General features: G+C 49.1%; 18 protein-coding genes. 3 read left to right on the top strand and 15 right to left on the bottom strand.

All coding sequences use genetic code 11. From position 1 onward, the window contains the following. Positions 1 to 4: 4 nt before the first annotated feature. Positions 5 to 1,312 (bottom strand): aspartate aminotransferase family protein, encoded by a 1,308-nt coding sequence (locus K7P76_RS07105; protein WP_232184527.1) that lies wholly within the window; start codon positions 1,310 to 1,312, stop codon positions 5 to 7. Between the two features lie 196 nt (positions 1,313 to 1,508). On the opposite strand from K7P76_RS07105, the gene K7P76_RS33410 reads away from it, so the two are divergent. Continuing rightward, positions 1,509 to 2,315: an IclR family transcriptional regulator gene (locus K7P76_RS33410; protein ID WP_232184525.1), complete on the top strand. Its 807-nt coding sequence runs from the start codon at positions 1,509 to 1,511 to the stop codon at positions 2,313 to 2,315. Between the two features lie 584 nt (positions 2,316 to 2,899). On the opposite strand, the gene K7P76_RS07095 is transcribed toward K7P76_RS33410, so the two are convergent. The 6 genes from K7P76_RS07095 to K7P76_RS07070 form a co-directional block, all read right to left on the bottom strand. Further along, a complete protein-coding gene (locus tag K7P76_RS07095; RefSeq protein WP_232184524.1) occupies positions 2,900 to 3,715 on the bottom strand; it encodes a pyruvate, water dikinase regulatory protein in 816 nt (271 codons plus the stop codon). 12 nt (positions 3,716 to 3,727) lie between these two features. After that, the gene (locus tag K7P76_RS07090) at positions 3,728 to 4,351 is read right to left on the bottom strand and encodes a helix-turn-helix transcriptional regulator (RefSeq protein WP_255678403.1); all 624 of its coding nucleotides are present in this window, start codon (positions 4,349 to 4,351) and stop codon (positions 3,728 to 3,730) included. An 81-nt stretch (positions 4,352 to 4,432) separates the two neighbouring features. Then, the gene (gene ppdK / locus K7P76_RS07085; protein WP_232184522.1) at positions 4,433 to 7,102 is read right to left on the bottom strand and encodes a pyruvate, phosphate dikinase; all 2,670 of its coding nucleotides are present in this window, start codon (positions 7,100 to 7,102) and stop codon (positions 4,433 to 4,435) included. Then, a complete protein-coding gene (locus tag K7P76_RS07080) occupies positions 7,099 to 7,266 on the bottom strand; it encodes a GapA-binding peptide SR1P (protein ID WP_232184521.1) in 168 nt (55 codons plus the stop codon). The genes ppdK and K7P76_RS07080 overlap by 4 nt, the downstream gene beginning before the upstream one ends. Beyond that, the gene (gap, locus tag K7P76_RS07075) at positions 7,245 to 8,291 is read right to left on the bottom strand and encodes a type I glyceraldehyde-3-phosphate dehydrogenase (protein WP_373692343.1); all 1,047 of its coding nucleotides are present in this window, start codon (positions 8,289 to 8,291) and stop codon (positions 7,245 to 7,247) included. The genes K7P76_RS07080 and gap overlap by 22 nt, the downstream gene beginning before the upstream one ends. Before the next feature lie 507 nt (positions 8,292 to 8,798). Continuing rightward, entirely contained in the window at positions 8,799 to 9,695 is an 897-nt protein-coding gene (locus K7P76_RS07070) for an AraC family transcriptional regulator (RefSeq protein WP_232184519.1), read from the bottom strand. Between the two features lie 480 nt (positions 9,696 to 10,175). On the opposite strand from K7P76_RS07070, the gene K7P76_RS07065 reads away from it, so the two are divergent. Further along, positions 10,176 to 10,772 carry a Uma2 family endonuclease gene (locus tag K7P76_RS07065; protein ID WP_232184518.1) on the top strand — a complete coding sequence of 199 codons (597 nt, stop codon included), beginning with the start codon at positions 10,176 to 10,178 and terminating at the stop codon, positions 10,770 to 10,772. A gap of 300 nt (positions 10,773 to 11,072) precedes the next feature. On the opposite strand, the gene K7P76_RS07060 is transcribed toward K7P76_RS07065, so the two are convergent. From K7P76_RS07060 to K7P76_RS07025, 8 genes are all read right to left on the bottom strand, one after another. Further along, entirely contained in the window at positions 11,073 to 12,122 is a 1,050-nt protein-coding gene (locus K7P76_RS07060) for a Gfo/Idh/MocA family protein (protein ID WP_232184517.1), read from the bottom strand. A gap of 201 nt (positions 12,123 to 12,323) precedes the next feature. Next, positions 12,324 to 13,313 (bottom strand): Gfo/Idh/MocA family protein, encoded by a 990-nt coding sequence (locus tag K7P76_RS07055; protein WP_232184516.1) that lies wholly within the window; start codon positions 13,311 to 13,313, stop codon positions 12,324 to 12,326. 21 nt (positions 13,314 to 13,334) lie between these two features. Then, positions 13,335 to 14,249: a carbon-nitrogen hydrolase family protein gene (locus K7P76_RS07050; RefSeq protein ID WP_232184957.1), complete on the bottom strand. Its 915-nt coding sequence runs from the start codon at positions 14,247 to 14,249 to the stop codon at positions 13,335 to 13,337. 24 nt (positions 14,250 to 14,273) lie between these two features. Further along, positions 14,274 to 15,098: a carbohydrate ABC transporter permease gene (locus tag K7P76_RS07045; protein ID WP_232184514.1), complete on the bottom strand. Its 825-nt coding sequence runs from the start codon at positions 15,096 to 15,098 to the stop codon at positions 14,274 to 14,276. Next, on the bottom strand, positions 15,095 to 16,024 hold the full coding sequence (locus K7P76_RS07040; protein ID WP_232184512.1) for a carbohydrate ABC transporter permease: 930 nt from the start codon (positions 16,022 to 16,024) through the stop codon (positions 15,095 to 15,097). The genes K7P76_RS07045 and K7P76_RS07040 overlap by 4 nt, the downstream gene beginning before the upstream one ends. Before the next feature lie 81 nt (positions 16,025 to 16,105). Continuing rightward, a complete protein-coding gene (locus K7P76_RS07035) occupies positions 16,106 to 17,566 on the bottom strand; it encodes an ABC transporter substrate-binding protein (protein WP_232184511.1) in 1,461 nt (486 codons plus the stop codon). Between the two features lie 404 nt (positions 17,567 to 17,970). Further along, a complete protein-coding gene (locus K7P76_RS07030) occupies positions 17,971 to 18,900 on the bottom strand; it encodes a Gfo/Idh/MocA family protein (protein ID WP_232184510.1) in 930 nt (309 codons plus the stop codon). Then, positions 18,897 to 20,216 carry an enolase C-terminal domain-like protein gene (locus tag K7P76_RS07025; protein ID WP_232184509.1) on the bottom strand — a complete coding sequence of 440 codons (1,320 nt, stop codon included), beginning with the start codon at positions 20,214 to 20,216 and terminating at the stop codon, positions 18,897 to 18,899. Before K7P76_RS07025 ends, K7P76_RS07030 begins: the two co-directional genes overlap by 4 nt. Before the next feature lie 232 nt (positions 20,217 to 20,448). Between K7P76_RS07025 and K7P76_RS07020 the strand changes: the two genes are divergently transcribed. Then, positions 20,449 to 21,858 carry an extracellular solute-binding protein gene (locus tag K7P76_RS07020; RefSeq protein ID WP_232184508.1) on the top strand — a complete coding sequence of 470 codons (1,410 nt, stop codon included), beginning with the start codon at positions 20,449 to 20,451 and terminating at the stop codon, positions 21,856 to 21,858. Positions 21,859 to 21,980: the final 122 nt, after the last annotated feature.

Below are 21,980 nucleotides of genomic sequence, written 5' to 3'. Positions count from 1 at the left end.
CAGTTTATTTTAACTTCAGGAGCACGTTGTCGATCGCCGAAAGCGTCTTCTCAATATCCGCTTCGCCGTGCGCAGTCGACATATACCACAATCCGTTCGGACGAACGAGCACTCCTTCATCCAGCATCAGCTCGGCGAAGCGGGCGTATTTGGCCGAATCGCGTCTATTGTAAGCGGCGAAGTCCCGGACTTCCGCTTCTTCCGTAAACATGACATTAAATACGGGACCGATTTGATTAACGATTCCCGGCACTTCGTGCTGCTTGAATAATGAACGGATGCCCTCAACCAAAGTACCGGTCAAGCCTTCCATATGGGCGAAAGCGGCCCCATTATTTTTGCGGAGCTCGCGGATCGTGGCAATCGCCGCCGCCGTGGACACGCCGTTACCATTCAAGGTTCCGAGATGGCTGACTACCCCGTCATCCACCAACTTCATAATGGCCTCCCGGCCGCCGACCGCACTAATCGCAATGCCTCCGCCGAGCGCCTTGCCTACGGTTACGAGATCGGGCGTAATGCCGAATCTCTCCTGGGCGCCGCCGATTCCGAGCCGGAATCCCGTAATGACTTCGTCCATAATCATCACGATTCCAAGCTCTTTAGTGAGATCCCGAATCAATTCCAGGTACCCATCCTCAGGAAGAATACAGCCCGAGTTGCACATAACAGGTTCGGTTATAACAGCAGCGATCTCGAAATGCCGGGTACGGAGCGTCGATTCAAGCGCAGCTTTATCGTTCCATGGCAGCAAAATGACATCGGACAAGCTGTTAGCGCTCTGTCCGTTAGTCCCCGGTGAAACCGCTGAATCATTATTGGCCGCATGGCCTTTCATATCCGCGCTCGGAAAAGAGGTGAAAATGGCGTCCGACCAGCCGTGGTAGTGACCGTGAAAACGAATAACTTTGCTCCTGCCCGTGTGAGCGCGAGCCAACCTTAACGCCAGCATGACCGCTTCGGTACCGGAGCCGCTGAGCGACACTTTGTCCGCGCAAGGCAGTACTTCGCATAACAGCTGTGCGAGTTCGATTTCCCCCTGATGCTGAACGCCATAAGTATATCCCTTGCGCATCGCTTCAAGAATGCTCTCGGTTAAGCCGTCATGCGCGTGTCCGAGAATCAATGGACCGTAAGCCAACATGTAATCAACGTACTCATTGCCGTCGACATCCCGGATGTGCGAACCTTTTCCTGAAGCTGCATAAAGCGGAACCGGCTTCATTGAAGCACGCAAAGAGCTGGCTACGCCGCCGGCAAGATAGTTGCGGGATTGCGCGAACTTTGATTTTGAAGTTTCGAATACTTTCATTTGAATTCCTCCCGTGTAGTGATTTTTTTCCATAATAACAAAGCATATATTTTATATCAAGAAAATAATTTTCTATTTATGATTTATGATGTATGCTTACAATATGAAATAAGCTGTTAGACAATTTTTGATTATTACTGTAAATTTAGCTGTATCTTATTGCCATTAAGAAATTGTTTTCACAGGAGGAATTTTTGTGGAAAACGCTGGGAAACAGGTCGCTTTTGTTAAATCTGCAGACCGTGTATTGGATATATTGGAGTTGCTTGCCGATGAACAGCATCCGCTCAATTTGGTAGAAATATCACGGAGACTGGACTTGCCGACGAGCAGCACCTATAAGATCATTCAAAACTTGCTGGAGCGGGGATACCTGGAGAGCGATAATAGCGAGAAACAGTTTCGCCTAGGCCACAAGCTGCTGGAAATCGCGACGAAATATACTCGGAACACGGATTTGATCTCCGAGTTTCAGCAAATCGCATTGAAAATAGTAGGCGACATTAACGAAGCGGTGTTCCTGTCGATCAGGGACCGGGATAAGATCCTCTACGTCTCCGAAAAGCAAAGCAGCCATCCCGTCCGGTTCGTTTCCCATATGGGAATGAAGCTTCCGATCCATTCCACTGCGATGGGTAAAGCAATGTTAAGCAAATACACCGATGACGAAATCGCCTCCATCTATTCCGATAAATCGCTGGGCAAGCTGACGGAATCGACGATCAACGATTTGGACCAGCTGCTCGAACAGATTCGGGAAGCACGCGAAAGAGGCCTCTTCTATAGCTATGGGGAAGCCGTTCAAGGCGTCCGCTGCGCGGCGGCTCCTATCTGCAATGCCAATAATGAAGCGGTAGCCGCGATCGGCATTTCCATCCCCGAGACACGGCTGACCGATGAGTTGTGGCAAAGTGCACAAGATTGGGTCAAGCAGAGCGCCAAAGAATTAAGCTTGCGGATTTATTACCATGGGATAGCTCAGAGCAACCGATTGAATGGCTAAGTTCCGGATGATTGTTGGTTAGAAGACTAAAGACGGGGAGTTAGTCGATAAAATCGAGTAATTCTGGCTCAATGGGGTGCAACGGCGGGGAGTTAGACGGAAAAACCGAGTAATTCTGGCTCAATGGGTGCAACGGCGGGGAGTTAGACGGAAAAACCGAGTAATTCTGGCTCACTGGGGTGCAACGGCGGGTAGTTAGACGGAAAAACCGTGTAATTCTGGCTCACTGGGGTGCAACGGCGGGTAGTTAGACGGAAAAACCGTGTAATTCTGGCTCAGTGGGGCGCAGTGGCGGGGAGTTAGACGGAAAAACCGTGTAATTCTGGCTCAGGGGGGCGCAGCGGCGGGGAGTTAGACGGAAAAACCGAGTAATTCTGGCTCACTGGGGTGCAAAGGCAGGGAGTTAGTCGGAAAAACCGAGTAATTCTGGCTCAATGGGGCGCAGTGGCGGGGAGTTAGACGGAAAAACCGTGTAATTCTGTCTCAGGGGGGCGCAGCGGCGGGGACTTAGTCGATAAAATCGAGTAATTCGTTTGCGACAATAAAAATGCACGCGGCGATCTTCTCGCTGCGTGCATTTTTCACTATTTCGATTCGAAAGCCAAAGCCTCCATGATCGTCCCCGCCGTCTCTTCAATCGCCCGTTCCGTGACATCTACGACAATGCAACCTAGCTGCCGGAAGATAGATTGGGCATATTCCAATTCTTCGACAATACGTTCCAATGAAGCGTAGGTGACTCCGGAGGGCAGCCCCATCGCTTTCAAGCGTTCCGTTCGAATATTAACCAAGCTTTCCGCTCTCATAGTCAACCCAATGAATCTGCAGTCCTTCAATTCGGACAGAGCCATAGGCGGCTTGACTTCCGGAACGATCGGATAGTTGGCCACTTTGTAGCCTTTATGCGCCAAGAAGATGCTTAACGGTGTCTTGGACGTTCTCGAGACGCCAAGCAATACAAGATCCGCTTGTTTCCAGGAAGCCGAGTCCTGCCCATCGTCGCATTTTACCGTGAATTCAACGGCTTCTACCCTTTTGAAATACTCCCGATCCAATTGGTGAAGAAGGCCGGGCTTTTGTTTCGGAGAAAAGTTGAACGTATGTATAAAAGCTTCCATCACAGGTCCCATAACGTCCACGGCAAACACTTTTAAACGGACGGCCTCTTGCCGGATCATCTCTCTCAATTCGGGAAGAACAAGCGTGTACACGACAAAACTGCCGATTCGTGCGGCCTCTTCCATGATTTTACGAATCTCTTCTTCTGATTTGATATGGGCCCAACGCCTAATGTTCACGTTCTCGGTATCGAATTGTCGAACCGTCGCGCGAACGACAGCCTCCGCGGTTTCCCCTACTGAATCGGAGCAAACAAAGATGGTGTTTATTTGTTCATTCAACCTGTATTCCCCCTATAAATCGCCCGCAGTCGCATCGAACAGCAACTTCGTTATGGTTGTTTTCGTTATTCTGCCGATCACTTCTACTTTGGGCGGACCTTCCGATGGATCGATAGGGTGTACGACAGGCAAAGCATCCACTTGGTGTGAAATCATTTTGCGTATCGCCTCGCGGACCGTGTCGTCAGGGGATACCGTGACGATGTTGGGATAACGGGTCATCACCATATTAAGCATAACGGAAGAAGCCTGGGCGTTGCCCAGCGTCACCTTCAGCAAATCCTTTCGCGAGACGATACCAGCCAGCGCGCCGGATGCGTCAATGACGATAAGACTTCCTACATTTTCGAGAAAAAGAGTGACGACCGCATCGCTTACGGTCGCCGTTTCCCGAAGAACCACGGGGATACCCATCACTTCATGGACAAGTCGCTGCGTAATTTGGGTAACCTCGGAATTCTGTTTCATCACGGTATTACCGATAAAATAACCGACTTTAGGCTTCGCATCGATATAACCCAACATCACAAGCAATACCAAATCGGACCGGATGGTGGGCCGGCTTAATCCGAGAAATTCAGCGATTTGTTCTCCTGTAATCGGAGCGCGTTTCTGGACCAATTCGATGATATCCAATTGGCGGGATGATAGTTCGATCGTTGTCCCCTCCCATTGAGTTGTACATCTTCCACCATTGTAACCGATCCGATTGATGGATCACACTGCTTTTGCTTCCGTTTGCTTCTCCGCCGGGCTCTTCTGTTCGATCGCGGCTTGGGCGGCGGCTATTCTAGCCATCGGAATCCGATACGGAGAACAACTGACATAATCCAATCCGGTTTGATGGCAGAAAGCGATGGAATCCTTATCCCCTCCATGCTCTCCGCAAATCCCCGTTTTCAACGTCGGCTTCAAAGCGCGTCCTGCCGTTACTGCAAGCTCGATTAATTGTCCTACCCCTTCCGAGTCTAGCACTTGGAACGGATTATGAGGAAGAAGTTTTTTGTCCAGATAATGCGATAAAAATTTACCTTCGGCATCGTCCCTGCTGTAGCCGAAAGTCATTTGCGTCAAATCATTCGTCCCGAACGAGAAAAAGTCCGCATGGGCCGCGATTTGCCGAGCTGTAAGAGCGGCGCGCGGCACTTCGATCATCGTCCCAACCTTATACTTGTTTTCCCCATTTTTATCAGCGCTGAGCACTTGTTCGGCCACGTCATCGACGAGTTCCCGCAATATTCTCAACTCGCTCGCATCTCCGACAAGAGGGATCATAATTTCCGGATGTACGGCAACTCCCTCATCCATGCACACAGACGCGGCCTTGAAAATAGCTTCGATTTGCATATCGTAGATTTCCGGATAAACGATACCCAATCTGCAGCCCCTCTGACCCAGCATCGGATTCGATTCATGCAGGGCATTAACTTTGCGGATCATTTGCTGCAGTTGCGCCTTTTCCTCTTCAGAATCCGTGCTCTGAAGCTTCTGTTGTAACTCGTTCGCATTGGGCAGGAATTCGTGCAAAGGCGGATCGAGCAGCCGAATGGTGACGGGAAGCCCATCCATCGCTCTAAAAATACCCTCGAAATCGAATTGCTGCATAGGCAAGAGCTGATCCAACGCTGCCTTGCGTTCTTCCAGGGAGTCGGCCATGATCATTCGCTGCATGACCGCCAAACGAGATGGAGCGAAGAACATATGCTCCGTCCGGCACAACCCGATTCCCTCCGCTCCAAAGCCGCGTGCGATTTCCGCGTCTTCGGGATTATCCGCATTGGCGTAAACTCGTAATTTGCGGGTTTGATCGGCCCACTGCAAAATCTGGAGAAGCTCGTTCGTCACGGTTGCTTCTTTCAAGGGGACGGCACCTCGGATGACTCTTCCGCTCACCCCATCCAAAGTAATCCAGTCTCCCTCCTCTATGATTCGTTCACCTGCGAACATCCGCCTAGCTTGCAAATCAATGCGCACGCCTTCACAACCGCAAACGCACGGCTTGCCCATTCCCCGTGCCACAACCGCAGCGTGACTAGTCATTCCTCCGCGGCTGGTAAGAACGCCTTCCGCTGCAAGTACGCCATGAATATCTTCCGGTGTCGTTTCGGAGCGAACGAGGATCACCTGTTTACCTGATTTATGCCATTCTTCGGCGGTATCCGCATCGAACGCGACGACACCGATCGCGGCACCCGGGGAAGCCGGCAGTCCTACCGCTAACACGTCAGTAACCGCACTTTCATCGATTCCCCTATGAAGCAATTGGTCGAGATGGGACACTTCGATTCTTTGCAAAGCGTCCTCCCGGCTAATCACGCCTTCCAAGACGAGGTCGACGGCCATTTTTAATGCCGCTTGGGCGTTGCGTTTTCCATTTCTCGTTTGGAGCACGTACAGCTTCCCGTTTTCAACCGTGAACTCGATATCCTGCATATCCTTGTAATGCTGTTCCAATTGCTTGCACACTCGCTCAAGCTGGTCATATATTTCAGGCAGTTTATCGTTCAGCGTTTCAATGGTTTGCGGGGTTCTCACGCCTGCAACGACATCCTCGCCTTGAGCATTGATGAGATATTCGCCGAACAAAGCATTTTCACCTGACGAAGGATTCCTCGTAAATACGACGCCGGTACCGCAATCGTCCCCCATGTTGCCGAATACCATGCTTTGCACATTAACGGCGGTTCCTTGTTCATCCGGAATTCGATTGATTTTGCGGTATACTTGCGCCCTATGGTTATGCCATGATTTGAAAACGGCTTCCACGGCCAATTTGAGCTGGTCATACACATTTTGCGGGAAATCGACTCCGGAATATGCCTTTACGCAAAGCTTGTATTCGGCAATGAGTTGTCGCCAACCATCCGCCGTAACCTCTTGGTCCTGCCCGACGCCGAGATTTTTTTTCAGACGAATCAAGAGACGCTCGAAATTAAAAGCCTCAATACCCATAACGACGCTGCCGAACATCTGGATCAACCGCCGGTAACAGTCATAAGCGAAACGGTCATTATTGGTTAATGCCACTAATCCTTTTACCGTCTCATCGTTTAATCCGAGATTTAGAATCGTATCCATCATACCGGGCATCGAGGTTATGGATCCCGATCGAACGGATACTAGGAGAGGATGGGACGGGTCGCCGAATATTTGACCCTTTTCTCTTTCAAGCTGCTTCAGCCCAAGTTGAATTTGTTGTTGAAGATCTTCGGATATACGATTGCCTGCTTTAAAGAAAGCATGACATGCATCGGTCGTAATGGTGAAACCGGGAGGAACCGGCAAACCCGTTCGAGTCATTTCCGCTAAATTCGCACCCTTTCCTCCCAACAAAGCTTTCATTTTCGCATTTCCTTCGATAAAAGAATAGACCATTTTCAACGTCATTTCATATCGCCCTCTCTGGTTTTACTTACGCACTGCTCTTTATGGCAAACCACATAAAACTTTTTCAGGCGATTCGTCGGCAAAGTATAAAGGACTTCGTTGCATACTTTGCAAATAACCATCCCCAACTCGTTCTTCGTATTCACGCTGTCGTGGTTACGCATGGTTCTCCCCCTTTGAGAAGCCGTCTTTCAACTTCGGCAATCAAGCGAGCGGCATCGATGACTCGACTGGCATAAGCCCATTCATTGTCATACCAAGCTAATATTTTCACCTGATCCTCATGCGTCATAATGCTTAACCCATCAACAACGGCCGATTTATCGTTACCGATATAATCCGAAGAAACCAACGGCAGCTCGTTATAATCGATGTAAGCTCCCAACTTTCCAGTAATCGCGGTTTGAAAAGCTTTTTTTACATCTGCGGCCTGTACGGGACTCGTTAAAACGAGCTGCAAATCCAGCAGTGAGACGTCTTGGGTCGGAACGCGCACGGAAATTCCTTTAATACGCGGAGCCAGTCCCGGAAGAACATCGATTAAAGACTTGCTCACTCCCGTAGAAGTCGGGATGATGGAACTCGCGCAAGAACGGGCGCGCCGCAAATCCTTATGCGGATTATCCATATGGTTCTGGTCGTTGGTATACGCGTGCACCGCCGTCATCCATCCCTGTTTTACCCCGAAAGCTCGATCCATAATTTTGAGAACCGGGGCCAAACAGTTCGTAGTGCAAGAGGCGGCAGAAAGCAGGCGATGCTTCGACGGATCATATCCATCCTCATTAACCCCCATCACGATTGTCAGATCGACATCTTTTCCCGGTGCTGTTATAAGCACTCTTTGGGCTCCGGCTGACAGGTGTTTCTCCATCGCAAGACGGTTGTTAAATTTTCCCGTCGAGTCTATGACGAGTTCAACGCCATGCGCCTGCCAAGGAATTAAGCTTGGATCTTTCTCCGAAACGATGGATATACGATTGCCGTTGATCATTAATTGGCCTTTATCGACCTCGATTTCCGCATCCCATTTGCCATGAACTGTATCGTATTGAAGCAAATGTGCCAGCGTTTCCACCGGACTAGTCGTATTAATGACCGTTAATTCAAAATCTCGCGACTTTAGCGACAAGGCTTTACGTATGCATAACCTGCCTATTCGTCCTGTTCCACTAAGACCGACTCGCACTCGCTCATCCTCCCGCATATGTTATGTCATAATTATATTTATGAGTCATAAATAATGCAATAGTTAACTAATAAAGATTATTTATAACTCACATTAAAATTAAAAATTGATTTATGAGTAATAAAAGTTGGGACAAAAAGAAACCCTCATTTATTAAAAATGGTGGTGACGATCGACTAATAGAGTTCGCACCGATGGAGCACAGCTGACTCGATTCGCGAGGGCACTTTTTTGGCCTTCGCACCGACTGAACATCGCCAACCTGCTCCGCGAGGGCACTTTCTTGGCCTTCGCACCGACTGAACACCGCCAACCTGCTCCGCGAGGGCACTTTCTTGGCCTTCGCTCCGACTGAACACCGCCAACACGCTTCGCGAGGGCACTTTCTTGGCCTTCGCTCCGGCCGAGCACCGCCAACCTGCTCCGCTATACGTTAACAAACATAGTAAAAGCTGCCCCTTTGATCTTTTCAGACCAAAGGGACAGCCTCCTTTTCACGCTATTTGATTACCGATGATTTACGATCCTCGCCTTCACGGATCTTGCATAGGTCGTTGGCGTCATTCCCGTTGAACGCTTGAAATGACGCGAAAAATAATGAATACTGCTATATCCAAGCTTTTCGGCAATCTCGGTATAATTGTATTTCTCCTCGCGGATCAATGTTTTGGCCTTTTCGATTTTTAATTGATTAAAGTACTCCATGACCCCATGTCCGGTACTCATCTTAAATGTCCGCAGAAGCTGCGAACGGCCCACCGTAAAGTTGTTGTAAATGTCTTTGAGAGTCAGGCTTTTGTGAAGCGTTCGATTCATAAACTCGATGATCTGCTTGGTCAGATCGGAATCCTTCTTTTCATTCATCGTGGACGCCAGCTTGGAGAGAGTGTCGGTTGTTCTTAACCTGCGCACAAAATGAATCAACAGCGTCTCTAAATACAGCTTGACCAACTGCTGGCTTCCGAATAACGAGTTTTTCTTGATATGCATTTCCTTCTTATAGGGTTTATCGAGACGCGGCGTCAGCGCATTATACCCCTCGTTAACTAATTGCGTGAGCAATCTTCTCTCCTGCTCATCTACGCTGAATCTTCTGTTCTCGAATGTTTTCATAGCTTCCGAGTCGCAGTCAAAAGTAATAATGATCAAATTAGGCGGGAATTTGGCATTCGAATTGCCGGAATGAAATTCATTCGGTTTATAGAAGACGATTTCTCCTTGCTTGACGGAAAATGCACCGCTGTCCGATCGGACATCTATTTCTCCCTTATCGACATAGACAAACTCCCAAAAATTATGTTTCTCCCCTTTGGTAACATAGGATCCGGGCAATTCATAGTAGTGAAAAGTAATAATTTGGTTAATGACGATCTCTTCGTTAAGTGTTACTCGTTTGTAGGCCATCCGGATCGTCTCCCTTAACGCGAAAGTATAAAAAAATCGGAAAGAATGACAAAGATCGATACCCTGCGTTGCCCTTATTATAATAAATAACTCCGCGAAATTACACAGAAGATGGGCTCGACCAATAAATAAGGAAGGAGCTGCTTTCTGTTCGTTATTAACCCGTGTTGAATACGAGGTACGAATAACTTGAATGGAGGAAATTGAACACTCCCGCCACCTGCGTTGTTGTGCTGAGGTGGGGGATTCTTGGGTAATCGCACCTATCGGTTCGAACTTGACCAAGCGATCCCTGTTTGCCTTTCTTTTCGCGATTATCGCCGTCCGAAACTTCCGCCTGCTCTTACTCGCAAAGTTTGACAGCCCAACTTCGTTCAATCATAATGAAGTAAATAAAGTCGGGGAAGCACCTCACAAAGTTAAACACAAGACGTGTTTCTTTGCCGGGGTGCTATTTTTTTTGAAAAGGAGACCATGAGAATGAAAAAGAAGACTTTCGATGAGGTCATGAAGGAGTCATCCGTTACTTACGAGATTTATGCCAATATGATCGACGACGGCAATCGCTATGAGATCTCGGACGGCGTATTGGAGCTTATGAGCCCTTCTCCTTCATTTACGCATCAAACATTGTGTGCTGAGTTGTTATTTAAACTCAACTCTAGTTGTCGAGACGAATTTATTATTGTTCCTTCACCAATCGATGTCATCTTGTCCGATACGGAGGTTCGACAGCCCGATCTCGCTATGATCCATCGCAGCAGAATATCCATCATTAGCAATAGAGGAATTAACGGCGCTCCTGATCTTGTAGCGGAGATTACCTCCGAGCATTCACGCAGACGGGATAAAGTGAAAAAGCGCATCGTCTATGCCAAGTACAACGTTCCTGAATACTGGATCATAGACCTCTCCAACTTCACTTTGGAGCAATACGTACTGGATGGAGACCGCTACGAGTTGATCGAGGTTTACGCCGGAGAAGAAACGATCCACTCCAAGACAGTTCCCTGTGCCTCATTCAGCATGAATGAGATCGTTCAAAGCCTGCCAGTTCAGCCGGAGATGCTTGACTAGCATTCGCGCGTCAATTTATTGCTGTCGAAGTATCAAAAATGCACGCGGCAATAGGATCTCCGCGTGCATTTACAAGTCTATCCTATTCGCCTACTTCAATTGCTTTTACGAGCCTTCCTCACCTGGTTCTCAGAATTTTGCAGAATTTGCTCGCCATAATAATCATGGACCAAGCGAGCCTGCGATCCGATCCCTCATTCCGCAGACCGATTGCTCATTCGTAATATCCGCCTGAACAGTAACAGCCTTTACATAATTGGCTGCTTCTTTTTTATATATCGATTATGATTTTACGCTTCCTCAATAAATCTCGCTTAAACCGAGTCCTCTTAAATCGGCTATCGTGCCGACATTCTCGGCATCGTACAATTTCCAGATCACCTTCAAGCCCTGCAGGCTGATATCTCCACTCGTAAGCGGCAGCTTCCGGTCGCGGACGCATTCGAGAAAATGCATAATCTCGAACTGCGTTTGTTTGCCCGCTTCCTTCTCTTCCATCAGGATTTGCACATCGGAGGTCGTATCCGTCGAAGCCCGTTCCTCTTTCATTTGCGAATGCAGATAGAGCCTGCCTTCCGCACGGTTATATTCCAGCATCCCTTCGGTGCAGTGGATATGGATGCTATATCCTAGGCGGCTGCCGCGAGCGCCCCATGTTCCCATATGATAGCCGAGAACCCGGTTCTCGAATTCGATGACGACGTTGCTTGTACCTTCTTTCTCCATCCAAGGCGTGCCTAAGTTGGTGCCGAAATGAGTGCCTTTAATCGGCTTGCCCAGAAACCAGAGCATCAAGTCAACATAATGGCAGCCATGGCTGAAAAACTGCCCGCCACCCAAACTTTTGGCTTTCGTAGCCCAATGCCCCTCCGGGGGATGGGTTAGCTGTTCTGTCCAAACCGACATTTGGAACACGTCACCATAGGTTTTAGCCTCGATTAGCTCCTTCATTTTTCGCACGATCGGCCAGAACCGGACAGGATACGCGGTCATAAGCGTTAAATTCCGTTCATTGGATACCCGTATCAGTTCCTCGCACTCTTCCTTTGTATTGGCCAAAGGCTTCTCCATCAGAACGTGTTTGTCCGCTTCAAGACATGCGATGCCAACCTCATAGTGCAAATCATGGGGCAACGCGATTAATACAGCATCCACATGATCAAGCAGATCACGATAATCCGCTACGGCGATCGCGTTAGGCAGCTTTACTTGCAACAAGTTTGCTTGTTTAATATCGATATCGCATACCGCGGTAACTTCCATCACTTCCGTTAGCTCCAGTAGCCCGTTAATATGTGCTTCCGCCGTCATACCGCCGCAGCCGACAATTCCCATACGTAATTTAGTCATTGATCTCTCTCCCACTGTCGTTAAAATTGTATTTATAAACCCATCATACGACCTTACCGGCGAATGATATTTATCAGACGTTCCGTATTTTTTGCACAATCGTGTTGCATTTTCGTCTCAACATTGACGTAATTTGGGCATGGTTATATAAGCCGGATTATGCGTCAATCCGGCCTTTGTCCAATTGCTATCGGCAATTACTTAAACATACCGCTCTACGATTTCCGCAATTTTCTCCGGCTTCCCGCTTTTCAAAGATTCAATCGCTTGCAACACCATCAGCGTTGAATATAAACCGTCAATATGATCGATTGGCGGAGGCGTATCCTCGACCAGGCACTTCTCGAACGCCCGGTTTTCTTCCAGAAATCCGGATTCAGATCCCTCGTAAACTACCGTCTCTTTTCCGTCTTCTGCATACGTTAACTTGGTCAAGCGCTCGGAGATCGTAATGGATTTATGCTCGGCAAACAGCTGCATGAAAAATTTACTCGTTACCGGAGGACAATTGCAGTCTCCTTGAATGAGAGTTCCTGCCGCACCGTTGTTAAAGCGGAATACGGCCGTCAGATTGTCGATAACGCCGCTCTGCTGATAATAATTCCCTCCAGCCGCGTACACTTCTTTAGGGTTGCTTCCGGCTACGAAACGCAAGACATCGGTTGAATGACATCCCTGGCTTAACACGTTCCCTCCGCCCTTCACCGGATCGTTAGGCCATATCCCTTCTCCCCAGCGGCTGTCCATCATTTGCATAACGACCATAATCGGCTGCGGAATCAATTCCTTCGCTTTCCAGAGCATGTTGTAATATCGCATTTTGTACGCCGTAAACAGCTTTTTGCCTGTCGCTTTAACCGTCTCGCCGATACGAACGCAATCCTCAACCGTCATAGCCATCGGCTTCTCCACCAGAACATGCTTGCCCGCTTGCAAAGCGCGAATACATAAATCCGCATGCGTATCGTGTTGCGTAGTAACGTATATAACGTCGATCTCCGAATCTCCGAGCAGTTCTTCCACATCCGTCGTAGCCAGCTTACCGCCGAATTGCTCCAGAAGCTTCTCCGCGCTTGGCTTATAGACGTCGCAATAAGAGACCGTCTCCATATGCTCAAGCTCTTTAATGCAATCCGCATGCGTCCTGCCTAATGCGCCGCAACCGATAATTCCGACCTTAAACGAACTCAAAAGGATCATCTCCCTTGCCTTCTATTGTTGATGCAATCTAGATCGTGCCATATAATCGTCCAATTTCTCGATTTCAAACTCGCGAACGAGATCCTCCGTCGAAAACTCCTCCGTCTCGCTGGACAGAAGAACCGAGCCCACGTAACCGGGGTCCGTAACCCGGACTTTCTTGCCATACTTCTGCCTAATCGCTTCAAGCTTGCCGCGGTTATAATCCAAATGAACAACGGCGCAGTCCAAATTAATCGTCGCGCTGACGAAATCATAATAACTGGACGTTGAGCTCACCACTTGCCCTACGGGGGACACGATCGAGCTCGGCAGTCCTCCCGCTATCGCTCCTACAAAATGAGCCCGGCAAGAATACGCCCAATATTGCTGCATGAAACCGCCGTGAAACATCGATGGAAACAAGATCAGATCCGGATTCTCACGGACATATTTCAATCTCAGCTCGTCGAAATTCAGATCGAAGCATATGGCGAACGCCACGCGACCGAAATCGCATTCGATAACGGGCGTTTCTTTTCCGCATTGGATCTGGTTTTCATCGATTTCAATGATGACAGGATGGTTCTTGTTATAGACGCCCGCCACATCACCATTCCGGTCTAACAACTGAACGGAATTCCACCACTTGTCATCCGAGTCAAGCCGAATAGAGGGATAAGCAATGTAACAGCTGTTCTGCTTAGCGATTAAAGACAAAGCATCCCTTATTCGCTCGCCGCGAGCACGATAGTAATTCTGTAGGGCATCTTCCGCTAATCCCGAAGGCATATCGCAGCACTCCGGCAGCACGATCAGATCCGGCTGATCCGGCAGCACCTGCCCGATCCGTTGCGTAAGGTAACGCTCAATTTGCTGGATGCTTGCCTCCACATCCGCTTCCGACTCCACAACCCCATAGTGGAAATTAAACGTGCTTATCGTCACATTTTTCAAGGTATTCACCCTTCCTTAGGCTTTAACCGCCCCGGCGGACAACCCTTTAATGTAATATTTCTGCAGGAAGCCAAAACAAAGCAAAATCGGAACGATCGAGATTAACGACCCCGCCATCAGAACGTTCCATTGCCGGAATACGCCCGAATCCAGCAGTATCACCCCGATCGGCAACGTAAACAAGCTTTGATCGCTGAGAATGACCATCGGAAGAATCAAGCTGTTCCATGAGCCTAGAAAATTAATCGCGGTAAGCGTCGCAAGGATGGGAATCGAGAGCGGCAGGTAGATTTGGAACAAGGTGCGCATAATGCCCGCTCCTTCCATCTTGGCCGATTCGAACAATTCATGCGGTATGCTGCGAAAATAATTGCGGAACAGGAAAATCGCCATCGGTGCCGCGCCATTAATGGAAGGTAGAATCAAGCCGATGTACGTATTCAGAATGCCTAAATAATTTTCCGTCAAATAGAGCGGCACCATAACCGTAATTCCAGGGACGAACATCATCCCTAGAAAGAGAATGAACAGAGCATTGTTTCCCGGAAAACGCAGCTTTGCAAAGGCGAAAGCCGCCATCGAATAAAGCACGTTAATGCCGATAAGCGTCGATAACGTCACAATGACGCTGTTCCAGAAGTAGGAGAAGAAATTCAACCGGTTCCACACTTCCGCGTAGGTTTCCCAATGCCATTTTCCTTGCGGGAACAACGAGAAAGTGCTCATGACATCCATCGGAGCTTTCAGCGAAGCACCGACCATCCATAACAAAGGATAAAGACAGAGGACGCTCCACAGCAGAAGAATGCAATAAAGAGCAGCCGTCTTAGCTCTAGTCAATGCGATTCCCTCCCGCTCTTATCCCCGAATAACTTCAAGCTAAGCAATGACAAGATAAACGTCAGCATGAACATCGTCCAGCCCATTGCGTTCGCGACGCCCATATCCCCGTCCTGGAAAAATGCCTGTTGATAGACAAGCACGTTAACGACTTGAGTTGCGCCAGCCGGCCCGCCTTTGGTCATCACCCAGATTTGATCGAATACTTGCAGCGCCACGTTCAGATTCATGATGATCACGATAACCGTTATCGGTTTCAGAATCGGCCAAGTAATTCGGGTCAGCTTCTGCCAAGCGTTAGCGCCGTCAATCTCGGCGGCTTCATACAAGTGCGTGTCCACGGCTTGCAGTCCTGCAAAAAACAGGATCAGGCTATGCGGAAGCGCGCCCCATACGATGGTAATGATAATCGCCGGTAAAGCGGTATGAATTTCCCCGATCCACCCGTTCTTCGCTATCCATGAATCAAGACCGAAGGACGCCAACAATTGGTTGATTGAGCCTGTCGGATCATATAAGCCTTGCCAAACGTAATAGATCGCTACGGAAGAGGTGACCATCGGCAGCAGGTATATCGTCCGAAACAGACGTACGCCCCTTGTCGCTTTCTCCAACAACACCGCGATAATCAGCGCTAGAGGAATGACGATAACAACCATCGCAAACGCAATCCACATATTGTTGACGATCGCTTGTCGGAAAAATCCCGATAGAATGTAGTTGCCGCCCAACAAAAAATCTTTGAAATTATCCAATCCGGCAAACTTGGCGTTCCAGATTAGCTGTCCCTGCGGCAAACTAAAGAAAGAAAGCACGATTGAAAAAAGAACAGTAAATAAACCAATGACGATAAACAACCCTACAGCCGGAGCAATCAGTAAATACCCTGCCAGCGCTTCCCGCCTCGCGGCTTTCCGATAATTCATCCGTTCCTCCCATCCGCAAGACAGAAAAGAAGGGGCGCACCCCCTCTTTTCTTCTTGATCCATTTGCGTTATGGATATTTCTTAAGGATTTGCTTTTTTGTAAGCCGCCGCAGCTTTATCGTATTCGGCTGCCGCGTCTTCAGCCGTACTCGTTCCGAGCATCACCTTGACCATACCCGTGCTGAGAACCTTCCAGTCTTCCTTGAAAACCTGCTGCCAGATCGCCGGATTCTCTGACCACCAGTTGCTCTCGCTGCTGAGCGATGAAGCCATGGCTTGAATGGAAGAGTTAAGCTTGCTTCCGTCTTTGATCTGCACCGACGGTAAATCGTATGCATTGTTGGCGTACAGAACTTGGCCTTCTTCCGAAGTCAGGAATTTAACGAATTCGATTGCCGCTTCCTTGCTCGGTCCTTCATTGTTGACAACCAATTGCACAAGCGGGAACGGGGATACTTTCGCATCCGGGACGACTGAATCTTTGAAAGCAGGTACCCTGAAGCTGAATACGTCATCCGCATTCATACCGATTGCGGTAAGGTTGGCATAAGTGAACGTGCCTCCCAGACTGAACGCCGCTTTGCCTTGAGCGAACGCTTGATCCGCCGGATCGATATCCAATGAAGCCGCGCCGGGCAGCAACAAACCGTCCTTCGTTAAATCCTCGATGAATTTCAACGCCCATATATGCTTTGGATCGGACAGCTTTTCTTCCCTATTCATGAACTTCGTGAAAGACTCTTCGCCGTTTTTCATATAATCGACCAGATTGACGAACCATGCATTGTAGACGCCGCCAACGTTGCCGGCGAATACGAATCCCGGAGTACCCGTTTTTTCCTTCACCGTTTTCATCATGGATACCCATTCTTCGAACGTAGCTGGCTCTTTTGCTTCCAAGCCAGCCTGCTCTACGATCTTTTTGTTTCCGTAAATCATATAGAACGCGCCTACGTCGATGGGAATACCATAGACTTGACCAGGCTTTGTGGCTTTTTGCCAATCGCTGGCTTTTTCGTCCTTTGCCCATGCGTCGATATTGGCCTGAGCAACCGTGACTCCGGACAGTGCAGCCGGAAGAAATCCTTTCTTCCATGCCTCATCCTTGCTTAGCTCGCCGCTCCATTCGTAAGCCTTGCCGTCGAATGCGCGGTAAGCGGGAGAGGCATCCGTCGCCCAAATATCCGGCAAGCTTGCTGCTGCCGCGGAAGCAATGAGCTTCTGGCTATACGCCGCATCAGGAGTTGTCGTTTGCGTTTCGACTGTAATACCGGTCTTTTGTTTGAACGCTTCGGCTACCGCCTTGAAGCCGGGATCGAACGAAACTTTCCAATGCGATAAAGTCAGCTTTACATCGCTTTTGGGTGAAGCGCTTTCGCTTTGCTCGCTCGAAGACTCGGAAGACGTGGACGTGCTGCTTGGCGAGGATGCGCCGTTGTTTCCATTATCCGAGTTTTTGCTTCCGCAGGCGGCAAGTGCGAACACCAAGGAAAGACTTGCAATGATTGCGAACATTTTACCGCGTAGATTTGCTTTGTTCATGACTTGACACCCTCCAAGTTTAGTTTGGACTTCGCATAGCCGTTTCTTTCTATCTCAAATCATATCGCTTAATCACATTGCTAGCTTTATCAATACTTCCGTTTTTTTTGCACTATCGTGTCAAGGAAAGGACGGCAAATCTCTATTCAAGACGGCCGTTTAAATCATCATTTAGCGATGTTTTGCATCGCAAATCTGAATAAGAGGTCTTCTGAACGGGTATTAGCGATGTTATTCATCGTAATAGAACATGTGCGTAAATGGAGAGCCATAAACAAATAAGCGATCTTCCAACTTACAGAAGACCGCTCGTTTATGCTTTTTACATACTTATCTATTTGGATACAAGGAACCCAAGGTAGGACTGTGAGCCAGCTCCGATGAATGCTCCCCTCTTTCTACGCTCACTTTTCTGAAGGAAATATTAAAGCTTTGTACTGTTTGGAAAAAGCCTTCCCGTCATACCCCGCATAGTCCGACGGAATCTCATTCAACCGAACAGGCTTCCCTCCCCGTTCGACCGACAGCTTTGCGGCAATTGCCGCCATTTCCGCCTCAGCGAGCTCTTCGAACGGCAAAGGCGCCGGCGCTTCCCCGGCCAGGTACGGAAGTACGGTTTCCAGCAGCGCTTGATATAACCGACTATTATCCACGCTGATATAATCCACTTGTTTTTGCGTAACTAGAGTCGCGTAGAAGGGCAAATACCCAGCCGTTTTCCCGATGCTTACGGTCCCCTGCCTGCCGTCCTTCCAAGTCAACTCGATCTGCCGCTGCACGTTTTCCCCCAGATAACGCACGGATTCGATACCCGGTCCGAGCAATCCGTGGAGCATCGTATAGGCATGGACGCCGTAGTTGAATTCATCTACCGCGCAGCCGACAAGACCATATACCCATTCCTCGGCAGCGATTTTCCGTTCTTTCCACTCCCTAACCTCGTTGCAATAACGCAACGCCGATCCCCCGGTAATGACGGCACCCTGCTTCGCCCAACCGATCATCTTCTGCAAATCGCCAACATTCCCGGTCATCGGCTTGTCGATGAATACGGCTTTACCCGCATCCACGAAAGGTTGCGCATGATGTACGTGCAAATCCCAATTGCAGCTGTGAATGAATACCGCATCTACTCGGCCAACCAATTCCTCCAAAGACTCACAAGCGTGTTCAATCTGATGCTCTCTGGCAAACGTTTCGGCATATCCGGGCGGATAGACCGTCCCGCTATCGAACACTCCGGTCACTTCATGTCCCAAGCCGCGGATCAGGGGGACAAAACTGCCGGGGTGGGAAGTATCCAAGTCCACAAGACCGATTCTTAGTGATTTCATTCCGGTCGACCTCCTTCGTCGTACAATAATTTTTCATAATGACGGCTTATCTCGAGTGCTCCTCCGGAAGCGGCAAAAAAACTCTCGTCCAACCTAAAGATGCCTTCAACAGCTTCGGTCCAAGCAACTCCCGCATAAGGATGCCAGCTTTGCATCTGTTCCCAATTACGGTAGTTCTGACGTCCGTTCATTTCAATCGCGCCGATCTTTAATTCCGGCAAAGGGGACAGATAGGAAGCCAACGTTTTGTTCCAATCCGCCAGAACAGGGTTCGCGGTCAGATCGGCGCAAAAGCAAGGCACGCCCCGTTCGCGCGCAAGCTTCGCCACCTTCAGGCTTACGCTCATCGTTTTGGCGACAGGCTTAAGCGCAATGGCACCGTAGCCCATATCGATTCTCTCCCTTGCATCCCGTTCGTCGTGCACGCTTTCGTCGGCTGCGAATCGGACCGGCACATCTGATACGTCGATCGCATTCGCCTCGTCGAACGGTTCCTCGAGCAACACGATCCGATCCAAAGCGCCGATCCGATCCACATGGTCTAGAAAACGCAGCATGCGCTCCTTCCCGTCGTATCTGCCGTTCGCATCCAGATAATAAGCGATTTTCCCGTTCTGGGTGTATGCTGTTTCATATCGCGATGCAATGGCATGAATTTGCGACAATCGTTGTTGGTCCCATGCCAGCATCTTCGCTTGGTCGCCATCACCGTCAGGGTCGGCTCCGATTTTGATTTTGAGGAGAAAATAACCTTCGTCCAAAATCTGCCCGATCGACTCCTCAGATAAACCATAGCCAACGACCGGGATGCTAGCCAACTCCCGCTGTCGTTCCGACAAAGCGGATCGATACGCATCCGGCACCAACTCCTCGAAGCTCTTGCCTTTCCCTCTGCTATACAATCCCCACGCGGCATGATCCACGGTAACGAGCGCGTTGAGCGCAAATGTGCTGCGAAGATCGGAAATTCCGATGGATTTCCGGCCATGTTCATACACATCCGGAAACAATCGGTCCAGAAGCTCGATTGGTGTGTCAAATTCGGCATTTTCCGCGAGCGTCAATGCGTATTCGGTCAAATCGGCCATTAGCCTGTTCCCGGAAGCTTCCCCGTAACGCACGAATACCCGAGGGTCAGACCATAACACGCTTTGTACGCCAACCCCGATACCCAAAGCTCCGTCTTGCGCTCGGAGACCGGCGACAGACTGCCATAATTCCGTCAGATAGGCTCCTTTGAATCCAAATGGGGACAGCAGCGGCTCCTTCATAATCGCATGCTTCGTTTCGCTGATCCGGATCATCGTTCGTTCCATCCTCCTGCTTTTGATATATTCGACATACAAGCTGATGTATATCTTCTAAATTGTCAGCCCATACGCCCCAAACTGATGTACAATTTAATGTATTAACCCTTATTAACTTATCAACTTTTTATTTTGGATGTCAATCCTATTATTTCTGCTGTTTATTCCATCCAAATCTGATGTACAACTCGCATACTTTCAAGTAAGATATACAGTAAAAACAGCGGAAAGGCTGGATCTCATGGACAACACCCACTCCCAAGCCGGACGGAAATCATTTCAAATCCGCCTGCAGCATATGGTCGATCGCTTGCGTTCCGACATTATGCACGGCGCTTATTCGCCCGGGGAATTGTTGCCCTCGGAAATGAAGCTCGCGGAGCAATTTCATTTAAGCAACAAGTCGGTTCGCAAAGGGCTCGATATGCTGGTCGGCGAAGGGCTGATCGTCAAAGTCGACCGGGTAGGCAGCCGTGTGACGGACAACGCCTCTAGAGCTTCGGTGTCGCTTTCATTCGGTTACAGCGCCTCCATCGAGCGTGATTTCGGTCTTTCGTCGCTTTTAGAAGATTTTCACAGCCTGCATCCGTCAATTCGGGTCAAAGAGGTGCCGCTGCGATCCACCACGGATTACATGAGCACCGTTAAGGAATATATGGAAAACGACCTGCTCGATGCGTTTACATTGAATAACCTCGACTTCCAACACATCGTAGATAATAGCTGCGCCGACATGCTGGAACCATTGACTCTGGATACGCAATTGTACCGCTTCACGCAGGAAGCATTCGTTCATGATCATCGCTTATTGACCAAGCCGGTCATTTTCTCCCCCATTGTGCTCGCGTATAACCGCTCCCATTTTCACCAATCAAATGTCCCCGAACCGGACGGAAGTTGGAAATGGGATGACGTCGTTGCCCATGCGGCTGCGCTGACCATACCGGGTAAACGGCATGGGCTGTATTTCTACCTGCTGTCGGACAACCGTTGGCCCGCCCTTTTGCTGCAGAGCGGCATGCGTTTCGAGCCAGAGACGGACGGATCGTTCCGCCTGAACGGCACTCGTTTGATGGAGAGCATTCGGCTATCCAAAGAGTTGATCGACAACCGCAATATCTACCCGCGCTATCTGTCCGAAAACAGCGACGATGTCAACGAACTGTTCGCGCAAGGAAAAGTGTCCATGATCCTGACCACCTACATGGCCATTAACGACTTCAAGGACTCGAATCTGAATTACGATGTCTCCCCTTTGCCTTATATTTACGAGCCGCGTTCGCTTCTGAACGTAATCGGAGCAGCGGTAAGCCGAAACTCGAAACAAAAAGAAGCGGCGATGCTGCTCATCGACTACTTGGGATCACCCAGGGCGCAGACAATCATTCGGGAGAAAACGCTCAGTATACCTGCATTAAAACAGGCAGCGGAAACTCCCTTGGAACCATCCTTGAGCATGAATGGCATGAATCGCCCTTCGCGATTTTTTATGTTCCGTGAAACGATGTCCTCCTATCGCATGCACCGAGATTTGAATTTATCAATGGCATCCTTCAACGCTTTGAGATCCTTGTTAAAACAATATTGGTCCGACTTGATCGATGAACAAACATTATGCGATCAGGCGACAGATTTATTGCGGTTGTCGTAGAAGCGTAAAAACGATGGGAAATGCGAACTTTTGTATTTACAAACCCTAAATCGTCAGTTACCATTCAGATAAATGAAACATTAGTTTCGATAGATGAAACCTCAAGAGGAGGGCGAGTAAAC

This window comes from Cohnella silvisoli (genome assembly GCF_021190915.1).
In the GTDB taxonomy this organism is placed as follows: domain Bacteria; phylum Bacillota; class Bacilli; order Paenibacillales; family Paenibacillaceae; genus Cohnella; species Cohnella silvisoli.
This window is presented reverse-complemented; position numbering and strand designations above follow the sequence as displayed.

What these genes read in the sequence shown, in the direction of transcription:
- K7P76_RS07105 (WP_232184527.1), bottom strand. Translation starts at nt 1,312, where the DNA reads ATGAAAGTATTCGAAACTTCAAAATCAAAGTTCGCGCAATCCCGCAAC.
- ppdK (WP_232184522.1), bottom strand. Translation starts at nt 7,102, where the DNA reads ATGACGTTGAAAATGGTCTATTCTTTTATCGAAGGAAATGCGAAAATG.
- K7P76_RS07080 (WP_232184521.1), bottom strand. Translation starts at nt 7,266, where the DNA reads ATGCGTAACCACGACAGCGTGAATACGAAGAACGAGTTGGGGATGGTT.
- K7P76_RS07070 (WP_232184519.1), bottom strand. Translation starts at nt 9,695, where the DNA reads ATGGCCTACAAACGAGTAACACTTAACGAAGAGATCGTCATTAACCAA.
- K7P76_RS07065 (WP_232184518.1), top strand. Translation starts at nt 10,176, where the DNA reads ATGAAAAAGAAGACTTTCGATGAGGTCATGAAGGAGTCATCCGTTACT.
- K7P76_RS07060 (WP_232184517.1), bottom strand. Translation starts at nt 12,122, where the DNA reads ATGACTAAATTACGTATGGGAATTGTCGGCTGCGGCGGTATGACGGCG.
- K7P76_RS07040 (WP_232184512.1), bottom strand. Translation starts at nt 16,024, where the DNA reads ATGAATTATCGGAAAGCCGCGAGGCGGGAAGCGCTGGCAGGGTATTTA.
- K7P76_RS07035 (WP_232184511.1), bottom strand. Translation starts at nt 17,566, where the DNA reads ATGAACAAAGCAAATCTACGCGGTAAAATGTTCGCAATCATTGCAAGT.
- K7P76_RS07030 (WP_232184510.1), bottom strand. Translation starts at nt 18,900, where the DNA reads ATGAAATCACTAAGAATCGGTCTTGTGGACTTGGATACTTCCCACCCC.
- K7P76_RS07025 (WP_232184509.1), bottom strand. Translation starts at nt 20,216, where the DNA reads ATGGAACGAACGATGATCCGGATCAGCGAAACGAAGCATGCGATTATG.
- K7P76_RS07020 (WP_232184508.1), top strand. Translation starts at nt 20,449, where the DNA reads ATGGACAACACCCACTCCCAAGCCGGACGGAAATCATTTCAAATCCGC.